Annotated in this window: 24 protein-coding genes, 2 tRNA genes and 2 pseudogenes; 7 read left to right on the forward strand and 21 right to left on the reverse strand. The window is 43.9% G+C overall.

Translation table 11 applies throughout. The features are described from left to right. The 10 genes and pseudogenes from H4F65_RS22090 to H4F65_RS00050 form a co-directional block, all read right to left on the reverse strand. A pseudogene (locus H4F65_RS22090) lies at window positions 1-594 on the reverse strand (TrbG/VirB9 family P-type conjugative transfer protein); the annotation flags it as partial. 171 nt (window positions 595-765) lie between these two features. After that, window positions 766-1441 (reverse strand): annotated as a pseudogene (locus H4F65_RS00010) (VirB8 family type IV secretion system protein); the annotation flags it as partial. Next, window positions 1434-1574, reverse strand: a complete 141-nt coding sequence (locus H4F65_RS00015; protein WP_010286996.1) for a hypothetical protein — start codon at window positions 1572-1574, stop codon at window positions 1434-1436. The gene H4F65_RS00015 and the pseudogene H4F65_RS00010, both read right to left, overlap by 8 nt. A gap of 87 nt (window positions 1575-1661) precedes the next feature. Continuing rightward, window positions 1662-2702, reverse strand: coding sequence for a TrbL/VirB6 family protein (locus H4F65_RS00020; protein WP_010286997.1), 1041 nt, complete (start codon window positions 2700-2702; stop codon window positions 1662-1664). Window positions 2703-2718: 16 nt separating this feature from the next. Continuing rightward, window positions 2719-2937, reverse strand: a complete 219-nt coding sequence (locus H4F65_RS00025) for an EexN family lipoprotein (RefSeq protein ID WP_240350767.1) — start codon at window positions 2935-2937, stop codon at window positions 2719-2721. 10 nt (window positions 2938-2947) lie between these two features. Further along, window positions 2948-3664, reverse strand: a complete 717-nt coding sequence (locus tag H4F65_RS00030; protein ID WP_010287000.1) for a TrbJ/VirB5 family protein — start codon at window positions 3662-3664, stop codon at window positions 2948-2950. Between the two features lie 23 nt (window positions 3665-3687). Then, window positions 3688-6435, reverse strand: a complete 2748-nt coding sequence (locus H4F65_RS00035) for a VirB4 family type IV secretion/conjugal transfer ATPase (protein WP_159398228.1) — start codon at window positions 6433-6435, stop codon at window positions 3688-3690. 9 nt (window positions 6436-6444) lie between these two features. Beyond that, window positions 6445-6726 (reverse strand): TrbC/VirB2 family protein, encoded by a 282-nt coding sequence (locus H4F65_RS00040; protein WP_010287596.1) that lies wholly within the window; start codon window positions 6724-6726, stop codon window positions 6445-6447. Continuing rightward, on the reverse strand, window positions 6723-7388 hold the full coding sequence (locus H4F65_RS00045) for a lytic transglycosylase domain-containing protein (RefSeq protein WP_010287598.1): 666 nt from the start codon (window positions 7386-7388) through the stop codon (window positions 6723-6725). The genes H4F65_RS00040 and H4F65_RS00045 overlap by 4 nt, the downstream gene beginning before the upstream one ends. 79 nt (window positions 7389-7467) lie before the next feature. Next, window positions 7468-7689, reverse strand: a complete 222-nt coding sequence (locus tag H4F65_RS00050; RefSeq protein ID WP_010287603.1) for a hypothetical protein — start codon at window positions 7687-7689, stop codon at window positions 7468-7470. A 484-nt stretch (window positions 7690-8173) separates the two neighbouring features. On the opposite strand from H4F65_RS00050, the gene H4F65_RS00055 reads away from it, so the two are divergent. After that, on the forward strand, window positions 8174-13201 hold the full coding sequence (locus H4F65_RS00055) for a sacsin N-terminal ATP-binding-like domain-containing protein (protein ID WP_010286975.1): 5028 nt from the start codon (window positions 8174-8176) through the stop codon (window positions 13199-13201). Between the two features lie 391 nt (window positions 13202-13592). Beyond that, a complete protein-coding gene (locus H4F65_RS00060) occupies window positions 13593-14678 on the forward strand; it encodes a hypothetical protein (RefSeq protein WP_010286976.1) in 1086 nt (361 codons plus the stop codon). Between the two features lie 221 nt (window positions 14679-14899). Here the strand turns inward: H4F65_RS00060 and H4F65_RS00065 are convergent, their stop codons facing one another. The 5 genes from H4F65_RS00065 to H4F65_RS00085 form a co-directional block, all read right to left on the reverse strand. Continuing rightward, window positions 14900-15109: a TraR/DksA family transcriptional regulator gene (locus tag H4F65_RS00065; protein ID WP_039320771.1), complete on the reverse strand. Its 210-nt coding sequence runs from the start codon at window positions 15107-15109 to the stop codon at window positions 14900-14902. Next, a complete protein-coding gene (locus H4F65_RS00070; protein ID WP_094431318.1) occupies window positions 15099-15683 on the reverse strand; it encodes a DUF2857 domain-containing protein in 585 nt (194 codons plus the stop codon). The genes H4F65_RS00065 and H4F65_RS00070 overlap by 11 nt, the downstream gene beginning before the upstream one ends. Before the next feature lie 16 nt (window positions 15684-15699). Next, on the reverse strand, window positions 15700-15894 hold the full coding sequence (locus tag H4F65_RS00075) for an AlpA family transcriptional regulator (RefSeq protein WP_039320955.1): 195 nt from the start codon (window positions 15892-15894) through the stop codon (window positions 15700-15702). Between the two features lie 152 nt (window positions 15895-16046). After that, complete coding sequence (locus H4F65_RS00080) at window positions 16047-16961, reverse strand: hypothetical protein (protein ID WP_159398229.1); 915 nt, start codon at window positions 16959-16961, stop codon at window positions 16047-16049. Window positions 16962-17375: 414 nt separating this feature from the next. After that, window positions 17376-17648 (reverse strand): helix-turn-helix domain-containing protein, encoded by a 273-nt coding sequence (locus H4F65_RS00085; protein ID WP_010287774.1) that lies wholly within the window; start codon window positions 17646-17648, stop codon window positions 17376-17378. Between the two features lie 146 nt (window positions 17649-17794). Between H4F65_RS00085 and H4F65_RS00090 the strand changes: the two genes are divergently transcribed. Further along, window positions 17795-18109 (forward strand): helix-turn-helix domain-containing protein, encoded by a 315-nt coding sequence (locus H4F65_RS00090; protein WP_039320636.1) that lies wholly within the window; start codon window positions 17795-17797, stop codon window positions 18107-18109. A 184-nt stretch (window positions 18110-18293) separates the two neighbouring features. Then, window positions 18294-18608, forward strand: coding sequence for a helix-turn-helix domain-containing protein (locus tag H4F65_RS00095; RefSeq protein ID WP_025918867.1), 315 nt, complete (start codon window positions 18294-18296; stop codon window positions 18606-18608). A 135-nt stretch (window positions 18609-18743) separates the two neighbouring features. Here H4F65_RS00095 and H4F65_RS00100 read toward each other — a convergent pair whose 3' ends face one another. The 3 genes from H4F65_RS00100 to mtfA form a co-directional block, all read right to left on the reverse strand. After that, a complete protein-coding gene (locus H4F65_RS00100) occupies window positions 18744-20015 on the reverse strand; it encodes a tyrosine-type recombinase/integrase (protein ID WP_039320638.1) in 1272 nt (423 codons plus the stop codon). 161 nt (window positions 20016-20176) lie between these two features. Continuing rightward, a tRNA-Asn gene (locus H4F65_RS00105) sits at window positions 20177-20252 on the reverse strand. A 110-nt stretch (window positions 20253-20362) separates the two neighbouring features. Next, window positions 20363-21160 carry a DgsA anti-repressor MtfA gene (gene mtfA, locus H4F65_RS00110; RefSeq protein ID WP_010280851.1) on the reverse strand — a complete coding sequence of 266 codons (798 nt, stop codon included), beginning with the start codon at window positions 21158-21160 and terminating at the stop codon, window positions 20363-20365. A 93-nt stretch (window positions 21161-21253) separates the two neighbouring features. On the opposite strand from mtfA, the gene H4F65_RS00115 reads away from it, so the two are divergent. Then, a tRNA-Ser gene (locus H4F65_RS00115) sits at window positions 21254-21339 on the forward strand. Window positions 21340-21399: 60 nt separating this feature from the next. Here H4F65_RS00115 and H4F65_RS00120 read toward each other — a convergent pair. After that, window positions 21400-21786 carry a lysozyme inhibitor LprI family protein gene (locus H4F65_RS00120; protein WP_010280853.1) on the reverse strand — a complete coding sequence of 129 codons (387 nt, stop codon included), beginning with the start codon at window positions 21784-21786 and terminating at the stop codon, window positions 21400-21402. A 154-nt stretch (window positions 21787-21940) separates the two neighbouring features. On the opposite strand from H4F65_RS00120, the gene H4F65_RS00125 reads away from it, so the two are divergent. Next, window positions 21941-22108: a YqaE/Pmp3 family membrane protein gene (locus tag H4F65_RS00125; RefSeq protein WP_010280855.1), complete on the forward strand. Its 168-nt coding sequence runs from the start codon at window positions 21941-21943 to the stop codon at window positions 22106-22108. Between the two features lie 86 nt (window positions 22109-22194). Here H4F65_RS00125 and H4F65_RS00130 read toward each other — a convergent pair whose 3' ends face one another. Continuing rightward, window positions 22195-23667 carry a sensor domain-containing diguanylate cyclase gene (locus tag H4F65_RS00130; protein ID WP_010280859.1) on the reverse strand — a complete coding sequence of 491 codons (1473 nt, stop codon included), beginning with the start codon at window positions 23665-23667 and terminating at the stop codon, window positions 22195-22197. Between the two features lie 275 nt (window positions 23668-23942). Here H4F65_RS00130 and H4F65_RS00135 point away from each other — a divergent pair, with 275 nt between their 5' ends. Beyond that, entirely contained in the window at window positions 23943-24851 is a 909-nt protein-coding gene (locus H4F65_RS00135; RefSeq protein WP_039316060.1) for a lipid kinase, read from the forward strand. 72 nt (window positions 24852-24923) lie between these two features. Here the strand turns inward: H4F65_RS00135 and H4F65_RS00140 are convergent, their stop codons facing one another. Beyond that, window positions 24924-25523 (reverse strand): nitroreductase family protein, encoded by a 600-nt coding sequence (locus H4F65_RS00140; RefSeq protein WP_010280865.1) that lies wholly within the window; start codon window positions 25521-25523, stop codon window positions 24924-24926. Window positions 25524-25553 lie beyond the last annotated feature (30 nt).

Consider the following 25553-nt stretch of genomic DNA (forward strand, 5'->3'; position numbering starts at 1 on the left):
CACGAACGACGACTGTGTAGTTTCCATGTTTGGCTATGCGGGGTGTTACGGTCTGGTTCCTGCCCGTTAATGATCCGGAAGATCGATGGAAGGATTTTGACGGGAGAAAAACCGAGATAGATAAAGCGGCCATCATCGTAAGCGAAATCCGGTGCAATGGACGTTGAACCGGCTGCGACTCGCTTGGTATAGAGCCAGTTACGCGGCGTGGTTGACTGCTCAAATGCCGTTTCTATCTGCTGCTTTTCCTGTGTTTCACGCAGGAGTTTCAGACGCGCTGCGCTGGCTGCCTCTGATCGCCTGCGCTCGACATCCGGATAGCGAAAACGAATAATAAAGGCCTGTGAAGGCGAGTCATTCTCCAGTACGTTCAGTTCCAGACTGTAATCGCGGCTTCGATGTCACGACAAAGAGATTGGTTCTCCACTCGCTCGCCGTTGGCAGAAACACTTTATTGACGTTGTTGCCGTTATCATCGGTTACCGCTGGTGATAGGGTTTGGGCTGATACCGACCCGGTTATCGCTTTTGTGACTTCCCAGCCCTTAGGAAACCCCGCCTGCGCGTCGATGACTTCTTCATCGTCATCAAACAGGAGTGTGGTGAGGTAGCCGGGCGGGTGTTGACGATAGTCGCATTTTGGCTGTTATAGGTGACATTCTGCATTCGGCTGTCATACGTGCTGCTGCGCGGTATCGCCGCGCTCCAGGCTGTGGATGACATCAGAAGGAGACACAAGATCACGGTTGTTTTCAGCATTATTCGCCCTTAGTTCTTTATCGCGTTGATAGCTGGTCACGATGAACCCAGCGGGTTCACTTCTCGCTGGCTGTCTGTGAGTTGTTTGCGGGGGAGATAGCGATAAGTCAGTCGGATATTCCAGACATCTGTTTTAACCGAGTTATCGACAATGCGGCGGATAGTCCGTTTAATGCGTAGAGTCGCCAGATGGTCAGGTGCTGTAGCAGTCGCGGTGAACGTTGGAAATAATGTCAATAGACACGACATATTCCGCTTTATTGAAAATGATATCGGGTGCCTGATTGCTGTTAAAACCGTCGAGATAATCCCGGTTCACGCTGTCGCTATTGAATAACTGCACATCGTCGTAATCGCGCTGGAGAGCAAAATAGTTATAGCCCTCGCGGAGCCTGACATAATGCGCCCGCTAACGCCTGAGCCAGTGCTTTCTCTGCGGAAATACTCTGCTCTTTAATCCGGGTCATATATTCATAACGTCCGGTCTGTTTATCCACCGACCATAATTCGATTTCGGTGGTTTTCAGCGGTAGCAGAATAATCAGTGCGGTGATCGCCATTGCGGCCAGAGCAAACCCTATGGCCGCTATTCGCCACGCCATCTTTTTTTCCCGTTCATCCTTTTCCAGCAGGACAGATTCAAAGGCGCGGGATGACGCAATGATGCTTTCTGTTTCAGACATGCTTTGTCAGCTCCTGAATAATCGCGGGAGAATTAACCGGTTGGGGATCGCCAGATACTGGCGGGAGATCGTGCTGACGCTGTGCGCAGCCCATGAGGACGCATAGCATCAGAAAGATGAGGCTGGATTTCATATTGATTCCTGTGTTTGTCGAAGACAGAAATGCCGTACCGGCGGCGGTTGCCACGGCACGCGGTGGAGAGACTGCGTTAGGAGGAGATTAGCGGTTACGCTGTTGGTTGAAACGCTTCATGCTATCGATAGACGCCGCACGTTTTTGCCATGCGGATAGGGCTTTGCTGGTGCCTGCGGCGATAAGTGAACCTGTTGCAGTAGCGGCGCTGACGCCCGCTTTTGTCGCAAGTCGCGCACCTGTCGCACCGGCTTTCATGACCGGTTTCGCTACGTCAGAAGATGGTTTCGCCAGCCCACGTAGGCCGCCCATAGCGGCACCCTGTAGTGCTGCTTGAACGGCAACGCCACCTAATGCATTCGCGATTTTGGCTGAAAACCAGATAATGACGCCGGAAATAACACCCGCAACGCAGCACTGAACACCCAGTGTGATGATATTGGCGCTATCTGCAAAGTTAACCGCTTTATCTAATAAGCCATTGAGATAATTAATGACAATCCTGATGGATAACGCGGAAAACATAATCGTCAGGATCACCGTGAAGATAATTTTCAGCCAGTTGTTAAACATTGGAATAAGGAATCCATACAGCAGGCAGAAAATAAATAACGGTGCAGTGGTGGTCATTAATACAATGATAATTCCGGCTAACAGGTTAACTGCCGAACCAAATAGCAGAGTGACGATTGCACCTCCCCAGACCAGCAGTTGGGCAATACCGCCGTTGAGTTTTACATAGGTGGAATCATCCTGTTGATAAAGCTTTTGTCCTATCGTTTGCGCTTTCGCCCAGACGGTATCCAGTAACACCCAGACATTGTCATCACCGCTGACGCCGTCAGTTAATCCGTTAATGGAAGAAATGGCTAAATCCAGCCAGCCATCGAGATTTAAAACGAATGTCATGATTAATAACATTCGCCCGACATCCCATATGACATCTTCTACAGGCGTTTGGAGTTTTCCAGCCAGGGTTTGATAACCCCGATACGTGACAAATAACGTGAAGGAACTGACGGCGATAACGCTTACCATATCGCCGTACACGGAGGTTTGTCCCCGTAGTACGGCATGTAAACCGTCAGTGATCGTGTTGTTCATTCCAACAAACATACCACCTGACATAGATGACCCCTTTAATTCAAATCGGGAACCTTGGCATTTCCTGACGGAGTTCAAATCGCGCTTCTCGTGCATTTTTGCAATCTTGGGAGTCATCACCGGATGATTCACACGCTTTATATCGCTGGTTCATTTCATCCGGATGTTCTTTGTACCACTGCGTTGATTTTGGGTTGTCACACCCCGCCAGAAATAATGAGCTTAAAATAATCGGAAAAATGCAAAGTGACGTTTTCATTCTTACCCTCTCAATAATTAAAGTCAGGAATCGGAGCGGCGAGTTGTTGTTCATTGAATGCTTTTTGCCGCTGTAGAGTCAACATCGCGGCACGCTGTTCAGCCTGCTTGACTGACATTTCCCATTGGCTGGTTAATGCATTCAATTGTACGCTTTTGGCTGCCACCGCGTTAGCCAAGTCCTGTGACTCTTTCGAGTCTTTGGCGTTGGCTATGCGGTCGGATAAGTCTGATATATCGTTTAATGTGCTATTAATCTTGTTTTGGACATCGCTGGTATTCTCAATTGAGACTGCCTGATTGAGGACAAGTTGTTTGCAACTTTCAAGATAACGTTGCGATGAACTGGACTGATTACAAATATCAAACGAGTGATATTTGTTATATAGGCGCTGAAGGTCAGAAGAATAATAACCGTTTGAGTTGGTCAGCAGGTCATCCAGTGAAATACTATTTTTACGGAGATGTTCGATATCGTTTTTTAGGTTTTTAGCATCGATGAGAAATCCCTGAATATTTCGTATACCTGTTGCGGTCGCTAATTGCTGCTTATAGGCATCAAGCTCGCTTTTATAATGGGTGACTGTGTCCTGCCATTGCTGGAGTTTCTGTACCCATTGGTTAATCGACTCGGTATTACTGGCGGCATCAAATACCGGGATACCGGCGCTTATCGCTGGTGTAGACATCAATAGCGATAACGCCAGACACATCTTTCTGGTTTGCATGGTGATGACCTCCAAGGTGAATATCAGATAGCGTTGTTAAGGAACGTTTCTTTCCAGTCTTGAGGGGACATGCCTTCCTGATAAATAGCATCAAATATTTTCAGGTTGTCTTCACTGCCGCTCAGGATTTTGGTGATGTTCCCGAGGCCCGATAAATCCATCCTTGCCATGGCGACAAACGGGCGCGTTTCACCAGCACGTAGTGGTGTTTTCAGGACAACCATATAATGCTCGCCGGGATCAAGGCTGCGAACCATGTCGTAAACGCTTTCAGGGACTTTCATTTTCTCCACGTAATCCACATGGTTGGCTTTGGGGTTAGCGAGAAAGATTTGCGTGCTGCACTGCTCAATGATCGCCGGAGCGATGGGATACCTGACGATTTCATCGGGTGACTGGGTGGCGGGGATAAAAATGCCGTTCAGTTTGCGGATCACCTTGAGCATATTGAGGGAGAATTTAGAAAACTCGACATCCGCCAGCCATTTCCAGAACTCATCCATGAACATCACCAGTCGGCGACCATCCAACAAGCTGGTAACGCGGTACAGCAGGTAAAAGGTGATCGGCCCGCGAATGTCGTCATCATCCAGGAATTCCGTGCCGTCGATACCAAAATTATCAATATTGCTGATGTTGAACGTGTCCTCCTCGTTATCGAACACCCAGCCGAATTCACCACCCTGCGCCCACTGTTTTAGTCGTATACGCAGGCCGTTAGTTCGTGCCTCTTTGGTCGGTGGTTCGGGCAACACTTCCAGCAATCGGGTAATACCATAGCGGCGATATTCCGGCGGATAGTCCAGCATGATGGTGTCCACCGCAGTGCTGATACGCTCTTCATCGCGGGGATCGAGTGGCTTACTGTCACGACGGCACAGCATCCGGATCAGCCGCTTGATAAAGCTGATATTCCGCCGGGTAGGCGGAAGTGAGAACGGGTTAAATCCGGTAGGGATACCGGTCCGGATTCGGAAGTAACGACCTCCCATCTGGCGGATCGACATCTCTGCCGCTCTGTCTTTATCAAAGTAAACGGTGGTCAGCCGTTTGATGGTGGCAGAGGCGGAAAATGTTGCCGGATTGCGGTACTTCTGCGTCAACTGTTTCATCATCGTCATCAGCAGGGTCTTTCCTGAACCGGTTTTACCGATGATGGCAGTATTCCCCGGCGTTTTCTCATTGAAGTCATTCCGTCCTGCCTGACTGTCATGCACGTTCAGATAATAACCGCCACCACCGGGAGATTTCAGGATGGCGATAGCCTCACCCCACGGATTGCCATTACGCTTGTGAGGATGAAAGTTATGCAGACTCCCCATATCTGCGTAGTTCTGGCTACTGACCACCACCAGACGCGGTCGCAGCGAGTAGACGCCGGGGAGTTGAGCCAGATAGGCGGCAGGTAACGACAGCGTGGACAGGGATGTCATGATGCCGAGGTCGTTAAAAGGCTGGGCCAGCGCATTGGTCTCCTTTACCACCTGATCGGCGCTGGCGGACGAGACCAGAAGGGAGAAGTGATACTTGCCACAAGACACATGCCCGGACTGGAGCAGATCGCGTAAGACGATTAATTCTTCACGCTGTGAAATGGCGTCATCGTCGGTTGCGTTCAGCCGTTTTTCCGCCAGTCGGATATGATTTTGCGCTTCATCCCGTGCCATACAGGTAAAAGACTGCGTCAGTACATACTCGCTTTCGGCATACAGCAGCGCATCCAGCAGGCCGGTATAGGTTTCCGGTGAATAGTCTTTAATTTCCAGACTGCGGAAGAAGCGGGAACCGCCGACCATTTGACATTCGGCGGTATCGGTAGTGAAGAATACATCCGGCGTGCTGAGTGTGTGATAAAACGGTGTATGCGTTACCGCTACATTCTGCCATTTTCCCGTCATCAGGCGATGGTAGAAAGCCAATTGCGAAGAGTAAACCCGACCTTTCTCCTCATAGAGGCCCAATGGCATTGCCACATAACGCGACAGGGCGGTGTGGATAGCTTCATGGTGCTCCAGCATCCCTTTCAGAGCATCATCCAGCGCCGCTTTCCTTTTTCCGGCGGGCTGCGTCTTCATGATTTTTTTCTCCAGTGTGGAGAATGGGACATAACAGACGGTAAAAAATAGTCGGTGTCGCCAAAGCGGTTTCTCTTTTAGTGGCTGGTAATAGTGTTCAGTAACTTCATCCGAAAAGGGGATGACCGAACTGGCCTCAAAGCCATCCTGATATTGCTCCCGTATGCGGTGAATATAGAAGGTGATCGGTAGCCCTTCATACGAGCGGATCAGGTTGTTAAGGTGGCTTGTCAGCAGTGTCAGATGATGTTCATCCTCACATTCAAACACAGTACCGCCCAATTCCCAGCTAGCGACTAAATCACCGGCGCGATTTCTTATGATGTGAGGGTGAATGTGCGAAGAGTAAGGAATGTATTTATCCAGCGTGATGCGCTTGTTTAATTTCATCTTAGCGGTAAACTCCGAAACATCGACGGCGTCATAGTGGCTTGCCAACATGGCACTGGCACCGAAATGGCGATTGGTGGCAAATCGCCCACGGGTTTTAAAGGCCAGCCACAGCAGTCCGAAATAATGAATATCCGTTCGGGCTTTTGCCTTCATTTCCAGCCAGGCAGGGATTAATAACAAGGCAAGGTAATAGCTGGTGTAAACCGACAGCAGGACGATAGCCCCGCTGACGATCACGAACGGGACGAGAGGGATACCCATAATGGCGGCAGGGCGGGTCAGCGCTTTGTTCAGGGTGGTCATCGGTTCCCCCTAGGATGCCCAATAGGCACCAAAGCCCGATGCACCGACGATCAGGATGGCTCCGATAATGACGTTGCGCATGTCATGCAAACTTTTACCGTCAAACAGCACCTTGTAGCCCACCCACATGGTTGCCAGCGTGATCGTGACGGCGGCCAGCCCGAGCAAACCGGTGGAGGTATTATTCAGCGTATCGTTGGCTTTATTAAATCCGCTCCCGGCTGCCAGCGTTTGGGTCGATATCAACAGGGAAGAAAACGCAGGCCGGTATTTACGTTTTTGCATCGTCATTTCTCCTCATTAATTACAGGTAGGGACACATCGCCGCGAAGGATGGCGTTGGGATAGTGCAAGGAGGTCAAAATCGGTGTGGTTTTATCGGTAAGCTCACCGCGTAGGACGGTGATTGGATAATGAATCTCTGAATTGGATTGGCTGGTGGTACTGTGCTGGAGATCTTCCCGCGTTGACGGGACCACATAGCCAATACGTTGGATATAGCTGGTTTGGTTAAAGGCAGATTCTGGCTGCTGACCCGCATCGAAATTACCGGAATAGTAACAACTGAGTGCTCTTCTCAGCGTACCACCGCGTTGGTAGCAGTCGGTGAGGATGCGCTCAAAAATGGATAGATTGGTGCAGGGGTCTAACAAGTCATGGGCGGTCACGCCGTAATGGCGGAAATTGGTACTGGTGATTTGCATCAGCCCAACCGAATAGCGGCGACCTTTTTCCTTTACCCGGTTGATGATGTTGACGGCAGCTTGCTTGCTGGTGGGCTGATGAGAAATGACACCTACGCTGCCGGGTGTTCTCTCTTTCTTTGGCACAATCTCAGCGACGGCATAAGGATTAAAGCTGGATTCTACTTTTGCCATATCAGACGCGGTGGAGGGGTGAATAGTAGCGGCACACTGCATGACCGCCGCCATAAAAGCAGTGGGTGAAAGCATGGTTGCCTCGGTAACAAGTCTAGCCACATGTAGCCATCAGACTGTCGGTGGCAGGGGAAAGGTGCGTGAAGATTGAGTGTTAATCTTGCTGGGGGGCTTGCGGTATGTCGCTATCGTCTCTCGGTTCCAGGAGCACCAACTTACCGGAGACAGCAATACCGGGTGTCAGTACGATGTTCAATCCAGGTTTGCCGTTATGAGCGAACGCTACGCCGACCTTTGTCCAGTACGTGTTTTTCTCTCCGTTAGAATTGGGCTGGTTTTCCTGCGTGACAAATACGTGATAGGTAGGTTTTCTCATTCTATTTCCTTTAATAAAAAGTCATGGTGAATTAACTCAATTGATCACATCCCGATTCTGCATTCCGGTTTCAACGGGTCAGCGAGAACATTCAGCGGCACCCTGAATTGTGGTTGCGTGACAGCCCGACTCATATTTTGAAAGAGCAATACTCGGCCCGGACGAATAAACGTCCATAAAGCTCACCAGTAGAAGGTGACGCGATTAGCGTGCGATATCAGCGTTAGGATGAGAATGAGAAAATCAAAAAGGGAATGAGAGAGAAAATATTTCGCGTGCTAATTATTTATAATGAATGAGTTTTGTTGGATTTGCTTTGATACTATTATAGTTTATGATTATACCTAATCTGACAGAAAATCTTGTGCTGGAAAAGATATTAAATCGTTATTTAGATAGGATCTTAGAAAGGTGCTGCATATTATGCTAAATAACAACACGCTAGAATAATTTGGCAGTATCGAATTACAAAAGGATATATTGAATGTCATCTAAACCTCAAGAGAATATTATCAATTTAAAAGCAAAGGTTGTAAAAACATTTCAAGATAATATTAATTATTCAAATCCTAATCAAGCCGTGAATCAAGCAGATTCTCTGGATGCTTTATCAAAGGACCTATATGCTGACTCCAAACGTTTCATTTATGAACTATTACAAAATGCTGATGACTCCGCTGTTGATGGCAAATCCGTTAATGTATGGATAAAAATTATAGAAAATAATTTAATTGTTGCGCATTCTGGAAAACCGTTTGATGAAAGAGATATCCAAGGTATTTGTAATATTAATAATGGTACAAAAAAATCTGATATTACAAAAACTGGTTATAAAGGAATAGGCTTTAAATCTGTTTTTGGGCAGTCACAGAAAGTAATTGTCTTTACTAATAATGAGTATTTTAAATTTGATGTCAATTATAAACACAACTGGCAGTGGGAAGAATCCTCACAGGATAAATGGGAAAAAGAAAATGATAGAAAATTTCAATATCCTTGGCAGATTATTCCAATTTATCTTCAGTCAAACGAGATAGAGACAAACATACATGAGTATCTTCGGTCTATTAAAGCTACCGTTGCAACAGTTATTGAGTTAAAAAATGATAAAGACATCATAGATTCTCTTCAAGAACTTTCTCAAAAAACAAATATGTATCTTTTTCTTAAAAACATTTCTAATATTATTTTTGACACAGAACGAAGTGTGAATGTTTCGATAGAAAGGAATGCTAATGGTAAAGTTCACTTAGGGTGTAATAATAATTGTCAATCTACTTGGTTATCAAAAACCTTTGAAATTTCTCTTCCTGAAGATATTAAAAATTCTCTATCTTATGACCAAAATATTCCTGATAAATTTAAGTATATTGAAAAAGTAGATCTTACGTTATCTGCACAAGTAAAAGATGGCTCTATTGTTAAACTACATCGTACAGACAAACTATTATATTCTTATTTGCCAACAGATGAAACAAAATATGACTTCCCAGTTTTAGTGAATACAAGTTTTTTGACTACCGCAAATAGAGAGTCTCTTCATGCCAGTTCAGTATGGAACCAATGGTTGTTTACACAAATTGGCACTAAACTATTTGAGTGGATAGCCGAATTGGTTCAATCAGAATATCAATTTCAAGCGTATAACTTACTTCCAAATAAAATTATTAGCGATACTTTAGGTGAACAATTCAACAAAGCTATGGATATAGCTTTGCAAACAATTTCTTTTGTAACTGTCAAAAATGGAAAGTTAGTAAAAGTAAAAAACGCTATCGTAGATTTCACGTTTTTATCTGATAAGGATTTCGTTGGTGAAGAGCCAATCCAAAAATTATTAACGGCAGAAGATAAACATTTCACTACAAATACAGGGTTTGGAAAAAAACTTAAGGAGTTAGGAGCAACAACTTTTGAATGGAAAAATGTGCCAGACTTACTTTCTTCATTTTTTTTTCAAAGTAATCATTCCTCTAAGAAGAATATTGAGTTAATAAATCATTTCCACTATTTAACTCATCTTGAAAAGTTCACTGATTTGAAGACAGAAGATATGAAAAATATATCTTTTATTCTCGATCATAAAAAGGAATTGTGTGTCCCTCAACAAATATCCTTTCCATCAACCGATGATAAGAAATGGAATGACAAAACAACTACTCTATCGTTTGTACATGAAGATGTACAAATATGGCTTCGTAATAAACCAGATATAAAAAACTGGCTAGAAAATTTAGGAGTAACCGAAAAAACAGATACAACTTATATTGAGCAAATCATTATTCCTAATATTGACACATATATTACGAGTGAAAATGCCATTTCAGCTATACAAGATTTGTTTCGTCTATATGAGAAAGGAGAACTTAAAAGAGATCTAATTGAACGATTGTCAATAATTAGATTGTTAACAAAAAGTGGTAATTTAAAACCAGCAAGTGAATGTCATTTATCTAATTTTTATGACCCTAGATTCGCAATGGAAGAAATTTTAGATTTAGATGTTTTTGTGAATAATTCATATTGTGTGGATGAAGGTAATCGAAGTGGCTGGAAACATTTTTTTAAAATGATGGGGGTAAAAGATGACACGGAAATTATATTTTACCCACAAAAAATAAATAAAAATGATTTCATTAATGCAGGATATCACTCAGCATATTTTTATGCTGATGATAAAAAGTTCAAACCATTCCAACGTATTTTTAGCTCTGATGCATTCAAGAATTTTATAACTATAAGCTACCTTGAGGCTATACAAGGCAATATAAAATTTTCATTTTTATTTTGGCGAGATTTTATATCAAATAATGAGCCATCTATAATTAGTAATCATGCTACTGCATTTTGGGGGCTTTATGGAATGCCAGGACAAATAAGCGGAAGCCCAGTTGTTAACTATATTCCATGGTATGTGAAAAATATTGCTTGCATTCCAGCAACTGATGGTCATTGCTATTCATCCCCCCATATTTTTTTAAATACTCAAGAAATTATAGATATAGGTGCTAATTACTTACCGATATTTCATGGTATAGAGCTTACCCCTGAATGGTGTGCTTTTTTTGAATTTAATATTAAGCTGGAATTAAAAGACTACTTAACTGTTTTAACTAAAATTTCGCAAGATACAGAAAGTGAGGGAGTAGTAAAAAAAGTAAACATCCAAAGAGTTAATCTTATTTATAAGAATATCCTGAATCAATGTCTAAATTGGGGAGGAAGTGAGATTAAAATAGTAAAAATATGGAGTGAGTCAAATAAATTATTAAATACCCACAATAAATTTACCGAATGTTATTCTTTAAAATATTTTATAGATGGTAATGAATCAATCTTTCAAGAGCAGTTTAGTTTTATCAATCTTGACGCTGAAAATCAGCAGCATCCTCATTTGGAAAAACTATTGAACTACTTAGGTATACAATTCTTAAGACAAAGTGATTTTGAGCTAATTCCAATAGATGAATCTAAATGTATTGAATTAGAAGAACATTTAACAAACATTTTTCCTTATTTTAGAATTTGGATTGAGCATGGTGTAAATAATAATATTGAGACATTAAGGGCGCTAGAAGACTTACGGCGAAATATCTATAAATTAAGTATCAATCATGCCACAGAACTAAAAATACAATATTCAGAGATAAATTTTACAAAAGATACAAATGTTCATTTTGATGGAGAAGAGGTGTATGTAACAAATCCTTGGTATTCAAATAGTGTTTTATTAACATTACCTACTCAATTATGTCGATTTTTAGGTTTGCAAGGGCATGATAAAAAATTGGATTTTTTACTTAGGTCTAAAATTGAGGAGATACAAAAATATTTTTCACAAGAAGATATCACTATCCCTGAAGAAATTTTAAGTCAACATGCGCATAAAAATAAAAACTTAATAAATCAAACAATTACCAGTATATCAGGAACCAAATCATCACTAGCAATACATGAAAAAGTATCTTCAGAATATCTCCATATGAGTAAAGCTGATTTAGAAAAATTTAGATATACAAAATCTATTATTTCTCGATCTATGGCAAGTATTCTTAGGTATCTTAGTGCTCATAACGATTATGATTGTACCAACCATTATGAAATTACTGATAGTATCATTGGCGGTATTAAAAAAAATGGGCATGAAATTGCAATAGTTGCTAGACCATCAGATAACAATCAAGTCATACTTTATGATGGATCAGAGTTTGATGTGTTATCACATGCTGATGCGGAGTTTTGGCATGAAGATGGCGAGACTCCACCTAGACAAATACGTATAGGACAATTAATTACACAACTAGATATAAATAGAATACCTATCAGAAAGGTAAATGTCTCTACAAACGATTTGACAGCATCATTGAAAGCTAAGTCTCAAGTTTTAGATTTTGATGTAATTCCATTTGTTCCAGCAAAAATGGCACGGGTAATCGCATCTTTTGCAAATACCGATGGAGGGAAAATCATATTTGGAATTAAAGAAATCACAACAGATTCAGTGGAAATAGTGGGGGTAAATATAAGAATTGATGTGGTAGGAATGGTTCAGAAAGCCATTTCAATGTTGTCACATATCCCAAGGATTAACTATGAGTGGGTGCATTCCGAAGGTAAAAATATATTTTTAATTGAAGTGGAAAAACAAAAAAATCATAATGTTCTATTGAATGATATGAAGTACATTAGAGCTGGGAGTGCGTCTATTTTAGAAAAAGGCGATACTAATAAAATAACCCTAAATCACCCTAATATTTTAAGAACTTTTGCCATCATAATATCTATCGAGAATTATGCCCAAAGAGGTGAAAAAACAATTTCACCAGTGAAATATGCAAATAATGATGCGCTAGCGTTCAAAGAGTTATTAATTAACAATATGAATGTGAAGGAGGAGGATATTTATTCATTCAACGATAGTCAGGCCTTGGGCGCTGATTTAAAGAATGGCTTGAAAGGAATATTTTTCCAACTAACAGAAAATGATCGTTTGGTTTTTTATTATGCAGGGCATGGATTTCATAATGGTATTACAAATTACTTAACTACCTATGATACTTATCCATCAAACTTATTGGACACAACGGTATCTTTACGTGAGGTTTTATTAGACCCTCTGAAGGACACATACTGTAAAAATGCCCTGATATTTATTGATTCTTGTGCAGAACACCTACAAAGAGACAGTCACAGAAACACTGTTTTTAATATGGATGATGAAGAGTTCATGTTAATAGCAAGTGAATTCCCTAGTTATAGTATTTTCCTTTCTTGCCAAACTGGAGAACGCTCATTTTCTTGTGATAAATTAGAACATGGGGTCTGGACATACCATTTAATTAAAGCTTTATCAGAGGAAGTTAAAAAGATAAATAACTGCACATTCATTACTGATAAATTATTACGAGACTATTTATCGAAACATGTCTCTGAATATGTGAGCGAACAGCTCAATCACAGCCAGAATCCAAAAGCTATTTTAGAATCAAGCTATGAAAATGTCATTATTTAGAATTTGAAAGTATGGAATTAATATGATCTGAACTCGTTTTCAATAAAGAGCGTAACGTCCGCTACTCGCCCACAGCGGACGACAGCTTCGTGTCAAAATTGGAGGTTGTTAACTTTGTTCTGTATTCTGTACAAATTTACTGTTGAGCTGGTTTTCATCGGCGTTTTTGTCGATGAGAATCAGCTCAGACGGAAATCACCAACAAGATAAATGCATATGCCACTTTTAATAATGGTAAAATTGAGAGGTTACGATGGTAAGGCTATGTTTTTTGAGTTTTTTTATTCAGTTTTTTCCCTTTTACAATGGGGATTTAATTATTAATTTTTGGTTCTAATGGCTTAAATTACTTTAAATTTTATTATGTCATAATATAAATAAGGAACTAGTGATGACATTAAAAGAAAAATTTGACGTCGATGATTTTGATCCGAAACTTGAAGCATTGGATTTATTGACCAGTTATTCATGTACTATGCAATTTCTTGAACATTTTCAAGATGCTATCTTTAATAAAGAAAAACAGACGTTATCCGTTAAGGACGTTTATATCGAATATCTTTTTTCACTTGGATTGATCAATACTGTAGATGATTTACCCAAGGTACTAACTGGCAGGAAAGATAACCCTAATGAACAACAAGCCATAAGAAATATAAAATATCCGCTTGGGCTTGGAGCCATAGCTGCCTATATGTGTTTAAACTTAGGTGTCGCCAAAGAAATAGTAGCTGATAAAATTCCTAATAAACGTTCATCTAAAATAAAGTCTGCTTGGTTTGTTGACGAGTTTGACATAATTATAGATGAAGGGGACGGAAATCCATCAGTAAGCAGGATAATAACACGTCTTCGAAACTCTATCAGCCATCATAATTTTAAGTTAAGAATACCAGATCACAAACTTAATGAACCGGATTTGAAAGACAAAATTGAAATTTATTTTTATGATACTGACGGAAAGTCTGGCAATGATTTCTATGCAATAGCATCATTTAAGACTGTCGAAAAAATCATTAAAAAAATACATCGTACAGAATACATATTTCATAATTGCCCTGTATTCAGTGAGGATGATTTGAACTCTGAAAATATCGTTAAATACGTCGAAAGTTGTTTCATTCATTTTAGCCGACCTTATTGTAAACAACGTCTTGAATTTAATGGGGTTAGAATGCTTGATCCATTAAAAGCATATGAATTAAAATCAAAATCGGGTTTTTTCGAAATGTCACATTCTGATGTGGTAATGTATAAAGTGTGTTTTTCTCTAAATGGAAAAAACTGTGATGATCTGTATATAGATATTCCTTATTTTAGTGAGGGTAATTCAGAATCATTAACAATTGAAGGTGAATTATGCTCATTGGGCGAATATCCCATGGAATGGATTTTGAATGATATAAGGTCTCCGCTTTGTCGATTAGATAAAAAAATAAGAGATATGATTAAATGTATTATTCATGATCATATATGATATGTAGACATTGAGAGCATGAATGTAGGTGCTCTCGTTTTAGTTTAATGATCTGTCGAGGCTTCCGGCGTTTTGAACTATATTTAGCCAGCAATTATAAGTAATAATGGCAGTAGTTTTCAAGTTAGTCTTTTGCCGCTTAAAATACGAATAGTGACTTATTCGGATAATAAAAAAACGCGCAGAGAAGATAACTTCTCTGCGCGAATGTCATTTTGTTATCATAGCTGACGGCGCTCAAGAATAGTCTGGCATTCCGTACAGGTTGTCACGCCCGGCAGAGTTTCTCTCCGCTTCTCGGGAATAGGTTCACCACACAAACGACAGTAATGTAATGAGGGTGTAGTTGCTGGCTTGAAACGGTTCTGTTCAATCATCTCTTCCAGACGTTGCTCATTAAATTCTTGATCGCGATCGATCTCATCTGGCATGCGATGTCCTCCTGTTCAGTGCTTCTTTCTCACAAAGGGTGATACGGTTCCAGACGGCGGTCAGGGAAAGCCCTTTCTCGCGGGAAGACAATGATTCAGTAACCTGCATGATTGCTTCCAGTGCGTCAGGTGTATCAAGGTTTTCAGTGCGTTTCTTTTGCCATGACAGCCAAATTTCTGCATCAATGGCTTCATCTGGGATAGGTGTTCGGCCATAAGGGATGGTGACACCCAGCAACCGGCGACGAGCGCAGACTTCATTCGAGGTGAGGCCAAAAAAATGATTAAGGAGTGCAATAGATCCTCCCAATCTGACGGCGCGATTTATCTGCTGCTGGCGTTGCGCTTCCTGGTGGGACAGCATCAGGATCTGTTGTAGAACGTCGTGACGGACAGTGATCGACATAAACTGTGCGGATGCCCGGCTGACGATAAACAGTTCGTCGAGGGATAGCTGATTGAGGGCATTCAATTCGTCGAATGTGAATCCTAACGTTTCACAATAACGAAAATTACCTTCCTTGAGTGCGGCAAGGGCGTTTGTTAATACCGCGTAATTCAGTGAGGGGAACATAATGCTATATCTCCCTTCAGCGCGTTAAGCGGTTAGCTAATTTGAAGTTAATCCATTCGTCAATTTCAGATTCAAGCCAAGCCACACTGGCAGGTCCAATCTTTATTGAAGAGGGAAAGGCTCCTTCTTTCATGTACAGGTAGATTTGCGAGCGTTTCAGGCCGGTTTTTACTTCCACTTGTTTCAGACGTAATAACTGATGCGATGTCATAAATACCTCCAGTGCAGAAATGGGATATGCCCGGAGATGACAAAAAAACACAGTGAGGAAAGGAGTGAAAGTTGAAGAGCCCGTATTACGGACACCACAATCCTTAATACGGGTTTTAGATTGAAGCGTGTAATGTCATTTTAATTAGGGGCCTAAACGGACGTCGGTGAACCACGTTCAAGCGCCGTCTTTAACGTATCGCCGCTGAATCGGTCGGTCATGCCTTCGTCTGATGCCCATTGTTCAAAGATGGACAGAAGCTTATAAGGTTGCCTAATTAATGGGCTGATAGCTTCATTGTTTTTACAGGCAAGCCAGAACAGTCTGGATAATGGAGTGGATATACGTGTCGAGGAGGGGGGAGAGGTATCGTTTTTGGCGGGCATATTAATTAATTTCTCAAGTTCGGCATGTTTGATGACAAAACAGGCATCCTTTGGCAAATCATGAATCGGAAAATATTCTCTATGGCTATACTGCTTTGTTTTCTGGTATGGGATTTTTTCAGTAATATGTGATGCGATATTTTTAGGAAGTCTCATGATTTGCTGTTTTATCCTTTCTCGATACCTGATTTTCTCAAATATTTGAAAGTGATCGTCGCCGATATTGACAGTAAGACCATAGTTAACGTGATTTTCTCCGATTACAGGTAGTGGAATACCCAGAGATCCCGCTAACAAACGTTGAACCAGTACATATTCATAGCCGATAAGCGTTGTATCAATCACTTGTTGAGTGGGGTAAGTATATTTCCCCTCGGTGGTGACGATTAAGTTTCTGTTATTGATAAAACAGTTTTTTTCGAGAATGCATAGCTGGTTAATCAAATGATTGCCTATAGGCTTAAGTTTTTCCTTAGCATTTGATGTTTTGATTCTTCGTAAGATGACTGGAGATTGGAAGTAGATCGAAAGGTTGATGTCACCATATAAGGCATGGCGATAAATATCAGCTTCTGTTAACGGTGAGTTTCTTATCTGAGTCGCTATCGCAATAGCTTCTGGTATCGTAATCCAGTTAAATGCATCACTTTTGGTATTGAACATCCTATTTTTCATTATCATGATTCATCTCCTTTATATGAAAATGATATATGCATAGGTGTCTAACATTCCCTTATGCAGCCATGACGTATAGATAGGATTCTAAAAATGAGGAATAGGATTAATGAGAGGTTGTTATTATAACGATGATGTTATTAATCGCTTTTCGCTGGTGGTCACAAAAATGTTCCAACTGGGACGCTATCAGCAGACGGGTCAACTTCCTCATGTCGATTTTTTTTCTGTGTGTTGCTGGTTTTATTCAGAGCAATACGGCCAAAGCTCCGCATCAAAAAGGAATGAAAATATCCTGATTCAGGGCATATCAATTGGTTCGAAGTAACTAACGAACCAATTGATGATGCGGAATGATTGAATCGAGTGGAGACCAGAATGTTATTCCCTGATTGTTGGCGATTAAGCCCAGCAAGTGATCTAATTGTTTTTATGACGAATTTCTCGCGCAATGCGTTGCCCTTGTGAATCGAAATAACGATTCGGCCAGATTTCACTCGCTGGAATGCCCAGTGCGTCGGCGATCAGTCGTTCACCTTTCGGCCAGGGTCGGTTTAGTGCATTTGCAAGCGTTGATGAACTAAGACCCGCCTCACGTGATACGGCTGCTAACGTCGTCTTTCGTTTGCGCAGGGCTGCAATGATATCGGCAGGATGCCAGTCCATTCGTTGTTTCTGTTGTTCAATGTTCATACTTCCTCCTCTTGGATTGAAACTTTACTTCTTCCAGTAAACTATATCTTTATTATGGTGTAAAAAACAATCAAAAATAAAGATAAAATTTATTTAGGAAAGAAATGCTTTAAGAAGGGCTTACCGAGAGAAGCGATAATCAGTCTATGTTGATCAGTACCGTGGATAACACCGTGATTGGTAAGCGATTAAGACTAGCCCGAGTGAATAAGGGATTAAAGCAGACAGAGCTCGGCTGTCTAGCTGGTCTGGATGAGGAAACAGCAAGCTCTCGTGTGAGCCAATATGAAAGAGAAATCAGTGCGCCAGATTTTGGGTTGGTTTCTCGGTTTGCTACAGTGCTGGATGTTCCTGAAGCGTATTTCTATGCTGTCGATGACGATCTCGCCACCTTGATCTTACAGTATCACCGTTTCAAGAAAGCCAACCCAAACTCCACGCTGCTCATCACACCTCAGTAAGGTTGGTGCCCTAATGCATCTGGTGTTCAATTCCTGTGCATTTACCCTTCTAAATTTAATTATTCCTACTCTCAATGAATTAAATCTTTATTTTTGGGTTTAAAATAACCAAAAATAAATTTTAAATTTACTAGGTGAAGAACCACTTTAAGAGAGGCATAGCGGGAACGGCGATAATCGGCTTATGTTAATCTGCGAAGCAGGTAATGCCGTGATTGGTAAACGATTAAGACTGGCGCGAGTGAATGCAGGATTAAAACAGGTCGAGCTCGGTTGTCTCGCTGGGCTGGATGAAGAGACGTCGAGTTCCCGCGTAAGCCAATATGAAAGGGAAGTCAGTTCGCCGGATTTTGGTCTGGTTTGCCGTTTTGCGGCGGTGCTGGATGTGCCGGAAGCCTATTTTTATGCTGTCGATGAAGATCTCGCAACGCTAATCTTGCAGTACCATCGTTATAAGAAAAGTAACCCTAATTCTACGTTGTTGATTACCCCGCAATAGACCCTTCATTCCTGTATCCGGCCTGAGTAATTTCCTGACGTTTCTAGATTTTTTGTGAAATGCTGAGGGAAAAAACTTCTCGCAGTCCGAAAAGCAGATCCTTTGATCAGGATCTGCTCTTAAGGGTGTTATCGATCAGGCAGCTCCAGCTGTCTTATGTTTTTGAGCATAAATGTATGGCGCAACATATCCTTCTCGATTGGTATCCAGATAATCCGACCACCATTGCATCATTGCTTTACGGGCATCGAGATATTCAGCTTTATGGATGTAAGCCGCTCGAACGCTATTGCGTTCCTGATGGCTCATTTGACGTTCAACGGCATCCTGCGACCATAGGCCAGACTCCATTAGCGCACTACAGGCCATAGCTCTGAATCCGTGGCCACAGATTTCATCTTTTGTGTCATAACCCATCAAGCGCAGCGCCTTGTTGACCGTGTTTTCGCACATTGGTTTATACGGATTATGGTCACCGGGGAATATCAGCTCCTGATGCCCGGATATTTCCCGTATCTGTTTCAGAATAGCGATGGACTGACGGGAGAGGGGAACGATATGCGGCGTGCGCATTTTCGCCCCACGCCCAGAGTAGCGGACACCGGGGATGGCTTCGCGGGTGGCTGGAATGGTCCAGATTTTGTTTCTGAAATCGATCTCAGACCAACGGGCAAAGCGCAATTCGCTGGAACGGATGAACAGGTGCAGGGTGAGTGAGACTGCCAAACGGGTTAATTCTCTCCCTTGCTTGTAGTCCTCAATGCTAGTCAACAGCTCTGGCAGTCGTTCCAATGGAAGGGCAGGGTAGTGGCGTTTAACGGGAGGGGCGATTATCCCGTCCAGATTTGCCGCCGGGTTGTGCTCTATCAACTCCTGATGCACGGCATGACGCATGATGTTGCACATATGCTGTCGGGTTCGTGCCGCCACTTCCAGCAAACCTTTTTTCTCAATCCCTTTCAGCAGGTTGATGAAGTGGCGAGTTTTCAGTTCTGTGACTGGCAAGTGTCCAATTATCGGGAAGATATGGTTGTTCATGCTAGCAAGCAGACGGATGGCATGATTTTCTGACCATGTTCGGTTGCTTTTATGCCAGCTCAATGCCACGGTCTTGAAACTCTTTGCAGGAGAACGAGCTGCTTTTTCAGCGGCACGTTGCTGAGCTGGGTTGATATTTTGCGCCAGTAGTTTACGGAGTTCATCACGCTTCTGGCGTGCTTCTGACAGACTGATTAACGGATAAGCGCCCAACGCTATGCGGGTCTCTTTGCCAAAAAAATAGTATCTGAAGTACCAGAGACGCGAACCAGTAGGTTTAACGTGAAGATATAGGCCGTGTGAATCGGATAGTTTTATGGGGGTAACAGGTGGTTTTAAGTTGCGGATTTTTGAGTCGTTAAGGGACATATGCGGGTCACTCCATTATCGAACCGGAAAGACCCCAAATCTGACCACCAAATTCTCCCGATGCGGAGGGTAAACTGAAAATACATCGGGAAGACTTTTCACGCTAACCTATTGAATCTAAATCGTATAAGGATTCGCAAAGAGGCATGAAAACAAGAATTTGGCTCCTCTGACTGGACTCGAACCAGTGACATACGGATTAACAGTCCGCCGTTCTACCGACTGAACTACAGAGGAATCGTGTGAACGGGGCGCATGATATCCGCCACCCGCGGTACTGTCAACGGCAAAATCAGCTTTATCGTCTGACTGTTTAGGCTGTGTACAATTCGCTGTTTTTTTATGGGTTAGTAAATGGATGGCGCGCGGTAATGGGTACTGCTTTGCCAGTTTTTTAGACGGGTGAGCGGATCCTGCCGATAGAACTTTTGGAAGCAGCGGTACAGATCGGGGAAACGCGCGTCGAGAAGTTCGGGGGCGCTGAAGAAGTATTCCGACAGCACCGCAAAGCATTCTGCCGGATCGTGGACGGCGTAGGGATCCATGCTGGCGGCATCTTCGCCCACCAAATCGATTTCTTCCTGCATGGCATCCATCGCGCCGTGCAGATGCTGTTCCCACGCAGCAATCTCACGCAGAGGGATAAGGGGAACGCCCGTCGCTTCGCCGCTGCTGCGGATGTCCAGTTTGTGCGCGACTTCATGAATGATGAGGTTGAAACCGGAGAGGTCGAAGGAATCCTGCACTTCCTGCCAGTTGAGGACAATCGGCCCCTGATCCCAGCTTTGGCCGGATTGCACCATTTTCCCCTTATGCACGAGCCCGATGTCATCCTGCCACTCTTCCTCAACAATAAACGGGCCGGGGTAAATCAGAACTTCATGGAAGCCATCCAGCGCATCCATTCCCAGCGACAGCACCGGCAGGGAAAACAGCAGGGCGATGCGCTGCTGCATAATGTCCGTCAACACCAGCTCCTGCAACGGAATCAGACGCTTTTGCTTCAGAAACTGATCGGCAAGGGCGACCAACTGCTGGCGCTCTTCGTCGCTCAACGGCGCGAGAAGCGGGATGGACATCGCAGCGTGCCAGTGTTCAAGCGTCTGCACCTGAGGTTGAGTGTTTTTCCACGGCCATTTAATCATTGTTATTGCTCGTTCAGTCGTCACTTGAATTTAAAGGCGAGGGCGGGTGCTGTTAACATGCCGTAAAAGTAGGCATCATGGCAACTGCTAAACGGAGAGACGTTGGAGCGGCTGAACGGGCCAGTCTCGAAAACTGGAGTCGGGCAACGCTACCGGGGTGTAAATCCCCCGTCTCTCCACCGCTATTCAAACACTTACCTCGCATTGAGTCTGTGACGCTTTCCACACTTGGCAGTGGCTTAAAGCGGACAGCTCAAATCCCCTTCTTCACAACGTAGCATGCTTTTAAATTCTTCCACGCGCTCGGCGGTTTTCTGCGTCAGGCACTGGGAATACACCATGCCATGCACCGATCCTCCGGTTGTTGGGAAGGTCTGAAACTCACAGTCAGCGTCGCGGTACGCGATCCATTTTCTCTGTGCTGACTTGAGCAACGCCTTGTGTTCTTCAATCACCAGGCGTTTTACGACATCCTGATACAGCCGATTAAGTTCACCATCCACTTTTTTATATTCATTAGCCGCACACTGGCTCATCTCCAACTGTGTGTTGGCGTTGCCACAATCTGCGGCAGTGGCTTGAGTGATAGGCAGTAGCGCAAAAAGAGCAATGGCTCGCTTTTTCATGATTGATCCTTTGTAAGTTGGCACTCTGCATTCAGGTGCACATGTGATGGGGGAACGGCTCTGCAAAGATTACTCTCAATCATCTCGTCCCGTACTGACAAATCCCATGTGCTGAACTACTTTCATAAGGAATCATCACGTTACGGAGGTTGATATGGGATTTTGGCGTATTGTACTGACTATTCTCCTGCCACCGTTGGGCGTGTTACTGGGGAAAGGCATCGGTGGGGCATTTATTCTGAATATTATTCTGACGCTGTTAGGTTATTTTCCTGGGTTGGTGCATGCGTTTTGGGTGCAGACGAAAGATGATGGCATTTAGTGGCTGAAAAGCCTGTTTGACGATGTAGGATGAAATAACGGGGGAGACATAGTGCTCCCCGTTACCTTTCTATTGATGGCGCGCTATTACGCGGCGCTCACTACCTGATTACGCCCTTGCTGTTTTGCCTGATAGAGCGCGATATCGGCGCGGTTAATCAGCGTATTTAGCGTTTCGCCCGCCCTATATTCAGCGACGCCGCAGCTGGCTGTTACCTGAATTATTCCTTCACGGTAGGGAATATGCGTGATCTCAATACTCTGACGTAGGGCCTCTGCGCGCTGCTGTGCGGCGTTGATATCGCAATCGTCGAGCAAAATGACGAACTCTTCTCCTCCCCAACGGCAGGATTGATCGCTGGAACGGGTATTGGCCGATAGGATGGCGGAAATCTCTTTTAAAACCAGATCGCCGACGTTGTGGCCGTACTTGTCATTAATTTTCTTAAAGTGGTCAATATCAATCAGAATAATGGAGAGCGACTTGTGCTGTAAGGCATTTTTCGTCCCAAGACGGCGAAATAAATAATCAAACGCCTGACGGTTCATGAGGCCCGTTAATTTATCGGTCGTCGCCATCTGTTCCAGACGGCGTTGATATCCGCCAATCGTCAACCACAGCAGAAACAGAAAAAGGACGCTGACAAACGTGCTGATGCCCAGATTTTTTAGCAATGTGGTGAACAGCCGTTTTTCACTGGGGTGACTGGTTTGCTCAACCATCAAATACCAGCCGAATTCAGGGATTAAACGGGTGTTGAGGAAAATATGTTCTCCGTTTGACTGATATGCGTAAGCGCCGCCGGGGGAGGTTAAAATCGTGGTCGCGATCCGGTTCAGTCCTTCCTGTTCTTGAATTTTTAGCGAGCGCGCGTAACTTTCTCCATGTAGCGTAATGTTGCCTTCTTTATCAATGAAATAGATTGTCCGATTATAGCGTTGTTCGTATTTTTCAATCAGGTGTTTAACGCGATCAACGGGTATGCCTACGCCGGTAATACCAATGAAATTGTTTTCATAATCCATGACCTTATGGTTGATGAAGATGTCCAGACGCGTGCGCTCTTCAGGATCGACGCGGAGATCGACAACGTAAGGCATGTCATCCGATAGCGCTTTGTGCTGGAAATACCATTGATCGTCAGGGGACGATTCCGAGACGGTTTTCAGGATGCGCTGCTGATCGTAATAGAGCCCGGTTTTATCAGAAATGAAAAAAGAAAATACGGTGTTGAAGCGGCGATCGATCTCTTTCAGATAGCGGAACAGGGCCTGCGGATCGCTTTCGTCTTTTAGTACCCAGTCGCGTAAAAAGGTATCGTGCGCCATTAGCGACGAAATAAAGATCGGTTTTAACAAGTCCTGCTGGATTTCCGAATAAACGTTATCACTGGTCAGCGGCAGGGTATTTTCTTCGATTTCTTCTTCCAGTGATTCTCTAGCCACTTCATAGCTGGTCCAGCTGATAACCAGAAAGGCGGTGAGCAGCATGGAGCCGAGTATTATGATTGCGCGTGTTTTGTCTAGCCAGCGGGCGTTATTGATGAATCCAGTCTGCAAAATAATATCCCCAGAGAGTTATTGCCGAGATAGGTGAATAAGCTTCTGTTTTTACGTAAAAATAGTGCTGCAACGTTTTACTGGAATGACGGTATGGCACAGCGGGTAAAGGAATCGCTGACTTATTGGATTCAGTATAGTGGTTCCTGTGCGGAAGTATTAGCGGCAGATTGCTGGAACGTAATGTTTTGTATTTAATTGTGGGCTTGTTAAAGCTCTCTTGTTGGTTTGATTATCCCTATGGTTAGATTTAATCAAACGATAACGTTGTGTGGATGACCATGAGCCATTATTCAGCAGCGAAGGAATCAGGCCCAACAGCGCTTTTATTGATTAATAAACATGCGCGGAATGGCGATTCCTCAGCACGCTATGTGAAAGAATTGTTACAGCAAAGCCAGATCAGCATCGTCGAACCGGATGAAAAAGAGACGGGTTCATGCAGCGATATTATACGTGCGTATGCGGGTCGGGTGGATTTTGTCATTATCGGCGGTGGCGATGGCACGCTGAATTCTGCCGCACCCGGCCTGGTGGATACTGGCTTGCCGCTGGGCGTGCTGCCATTAGGGACGGCGAATGACTTTGCCCGTACGGTGGGGATCCCCCGAGAGATTCGGCAGGCCGTGCAGGTTATCGCTAGCGGGCAGCGGCGCGCCGTTGATTTGGGTGAGGTCAACGGGCATCTGTTCTTCAACGTTTCCAGTATTGGGTTTTCTGCGGCATTGGCGCGCGGGCTGTCGGCGAAATCCAAAAAGCGTTGGGGAACGTTAGGCTATGCGCTGGCGGCCTTCAAGCTTTTGAAGCAAAGCCGTCCTTTCCGTGTCGAGATTGAGCATGACGGCATCAAAGAGCGGGTGAGAACCGTACAGGTGTCGGTGGGAAACGGGCGTTTCTACGGCGGCGGCATGGCGGTGGCAGACAGTGCCGCGCCTGATGATGGTCGGCTGGATGTGTATAGCCTGGAGGTGTCCCACTGGTGGGAAATGGTGGCGCTGATTCCCTTTATCCGCAAGGGAACGCACGGTCGCTGGCGCAAAGTCCGCGCCTTTTCCGCCAGACAACTGACGTTACATACTTCGAAGCCGCACGACATCAATGCCGATGGCGAGCTGATTGGTAAAACGCCAGCGGTATTCGGGATCAGAGAAAAGGCGATTCAGGTTTTCGCGCCACCGCGTTGATGCCGTAAATAGGGTCGAAAACCAACAGGGACACTATGCGGTGTCCCTGTTGGTTTAGAATGACTCAGCGGATTACTTAAATACGCGGAAACGCTCTTCAAAGGAAATATAGGTTTTCTCACCGGCTGGCTGCTCGATTGAGCCAAATGGCATTTGAGCACGCAGTTTCCAACTGGCTGGCAGATTCCACTGTGCTTTAACATCATCATCGATCAGCGGATTATAGTGCTGGAGGGAGGCACCAATTTTTTCCTGCGCCAGCGTAGACCACACGGCAAACTGAGCAATACCGGTTGAATGTTCAGACCAGACCGGGAAGTTATCGGCATAAAGCGCGAATTTTTCCTGTAGCGCTTCAATCACGGCGGTGTCTTCAAAGAACAGGACGGTACCTGCGCCAGCGGCAAAGGAAGCCAGTTTATTTTCTGTCGGGGCAAAAGCGTCCGCTGGTACAATTTTTTTCAACTGCTGCTTAACAATATCCCACAGTTTGTGATGCTGCTCGCCGAACAGAATCACAACGCGTGAGCTTTGTGAATTAAAAGAGGAGGGGCTTTCATTAACGGCTTCGGTAATGAGGGCGGTAACCTGATCTTCTGATATCGGTAATGTATTGCCGATGGCATAGATTGAACGACGGGCCTTGATTGACTGCAAAAAAGCATTACTCATGGTGTGTTCCTCAGTTTACGTGATGATTCG

This window comes from Pectobacterium brasiliense, assembly GCF_016950255.1.
Taxonomy (GTDB): domain Bacteria; phylum Pseudomonadota; class Gammaproteobacteria; order Enterobacterales; family Enterobacteriaceae; genus Pectobacterium; species Pectobacterium brasiliense.

Coding starts and splice junctions, on each gene's coding strand:
- H4F65_RS00085 (WP_010287774.1), bottom strand. CDS start 17,648: ATGAACATTGAACAACAGAAACAACGAATGGACTGGCATCCTGCCGAT.
- H4F65_RS00070 (WP_094431318.1), bottom strand. CDS start 15,683: ATGTTCCCCTCACTGAATTACGCGGTATTAACAAACGCCCTTGCCGCA.
- H4F65_RS00035 (WP_159398228.1), bottom strand. CDS start 6,435: ATGACCACCCTGAACAAAGCGCTGACCCGCCCTGCCGCCATTATGGGT.
- H4F65_RS00095 (WP_025918867.1), top strand. CDS start 18,294: ATGTTAATCTGCGAAGCAGGTAATGCCGTGATTGGTAAACGATTAAGA.
- H4F65_RS00020 (WP_010286997.1), bottom strand. CDS start 2,702: ATGTCAGGTGGTATGTTTGTTGGAATGAACAACACGATCACTGACGGT.
- H4F65_RS00120 (WP_010280853.1), bottom strand. CDS start 21,786: ATGAAAAAGCGAGCCATTGCTCTTTTTGCGCTACTGCCTATCACTCAA.
- H4F65_RS00025 (WP_240350767.1), bottom strand. CDS start 2,937: ATGAAAACGTCACTTTGCATTTTTCCGATTATTTTAAGCTCATTATTT.
- H4F65_RS00065 (WP_039320771.1), bottom strand. CDS start 15,109: ATGCCAGATGAGATCGATCGCGATCAAGAATTTAATGAGCAACGTCTG.
- H4F65_RS00075 (WP_039320955.1), bottom strand. CDS start 15,894: ATGACATCGCATCAGTTATTACGTCTGAAACAAGTGGAAGTAAAAACC.
- H4F65_RS00100 (WP_039320638.1), bottom strand. CDS start 20,015: ATGTCCCTTAACGACTCAAAAATCCGCAACTTAAAACCACCTGTTACC.
- H4F65_RS00060 (WP_010286976.1), top strand. CDS start 13,593: ATGACATTAAAAGAAAAATTTGACGTCGATGATTTTGATCCGAAACTT.
- H4F65_RS00050 (WP_010287603.1), bottom strand. CDS start 7,689: ATGAGAAAACCTACCTATCACGTATTTGTCACGCAGGAAAACCAGCCC.
- H4F65_RS00080 (WP_159398229.1), bottom strand. CDS start 16,961: ATGATAATGAAAAATAGGATGTTCAATACCAAAAGTGATGCATTTAAC.
- H4F65_RS00125 (WP_010280855.1), top strand. CDS start 21,941: ATGGGATTTTGGCGTATTGTACTGACTATTCTCCTGCCACCGTTGGGC.
- mtfA (WP_010280851.1), bottom strand. CDS start 21,160: ATGATTAAATGGCCGTGGAAAAACACTCAACCTCAGGTGCAGACGCTT.
- H4F65_RS00045 (WP_010287598.1), bottom strand. CDS start 7,388: ATGCTTTCACCCACTGCTTTTATGGCGGCGGTCATGCAGTGTGCCGCT.
- H4F65_RS00135 (WP_039316060.1), top strand. CDS start 23,943: ATGACCATGAGCCATTATTCAGCAGCGAAGGAATCAGGCCCAACAGCG.
- H4F65_RS00090 (WP_039320636.1), top strand. CDS start 17,795: ATGTTGATCAGTACCGTGGATAACACCGTGATTGGTAAGCGATTAAGA.
- H4F65_RS00055 (WP_010286975.1), top strand. CDS start 8,174: ATGTCATCTAAACCTCAAGAGAATATTATCAATTTAAAAGCAAAGGTT.
- H4F65_RS00140 (WP_010280865.1), bottom strand. CDS start 25,523: ATGAGTAATGCTTTTTTGCAGTCAATCAAGGCCCGTCGTTCAATCTAT.
- H4F65_RS00030 (WP_010287000.1), bottom strand. CDS start 3,664: ATGCAAACCAGAAAGATGTGTCTGGCGTTATCGCTATTGATGTCTACA.
- H4F65_RS00040 (WP_010287596.1), bottom strand. CDS start 6,726: ATGACGATGCAAAAACGTAAATACCGGCCTGCGTTTTCTTCCCTGTTG.
- H4F65_RS00015 (WP_010286996.1), bottom strand. CDS start 1,574: ATGAAATCCAGCCTCATCTTTCTGATGCTATGCGTCCTCATGGGCTGC.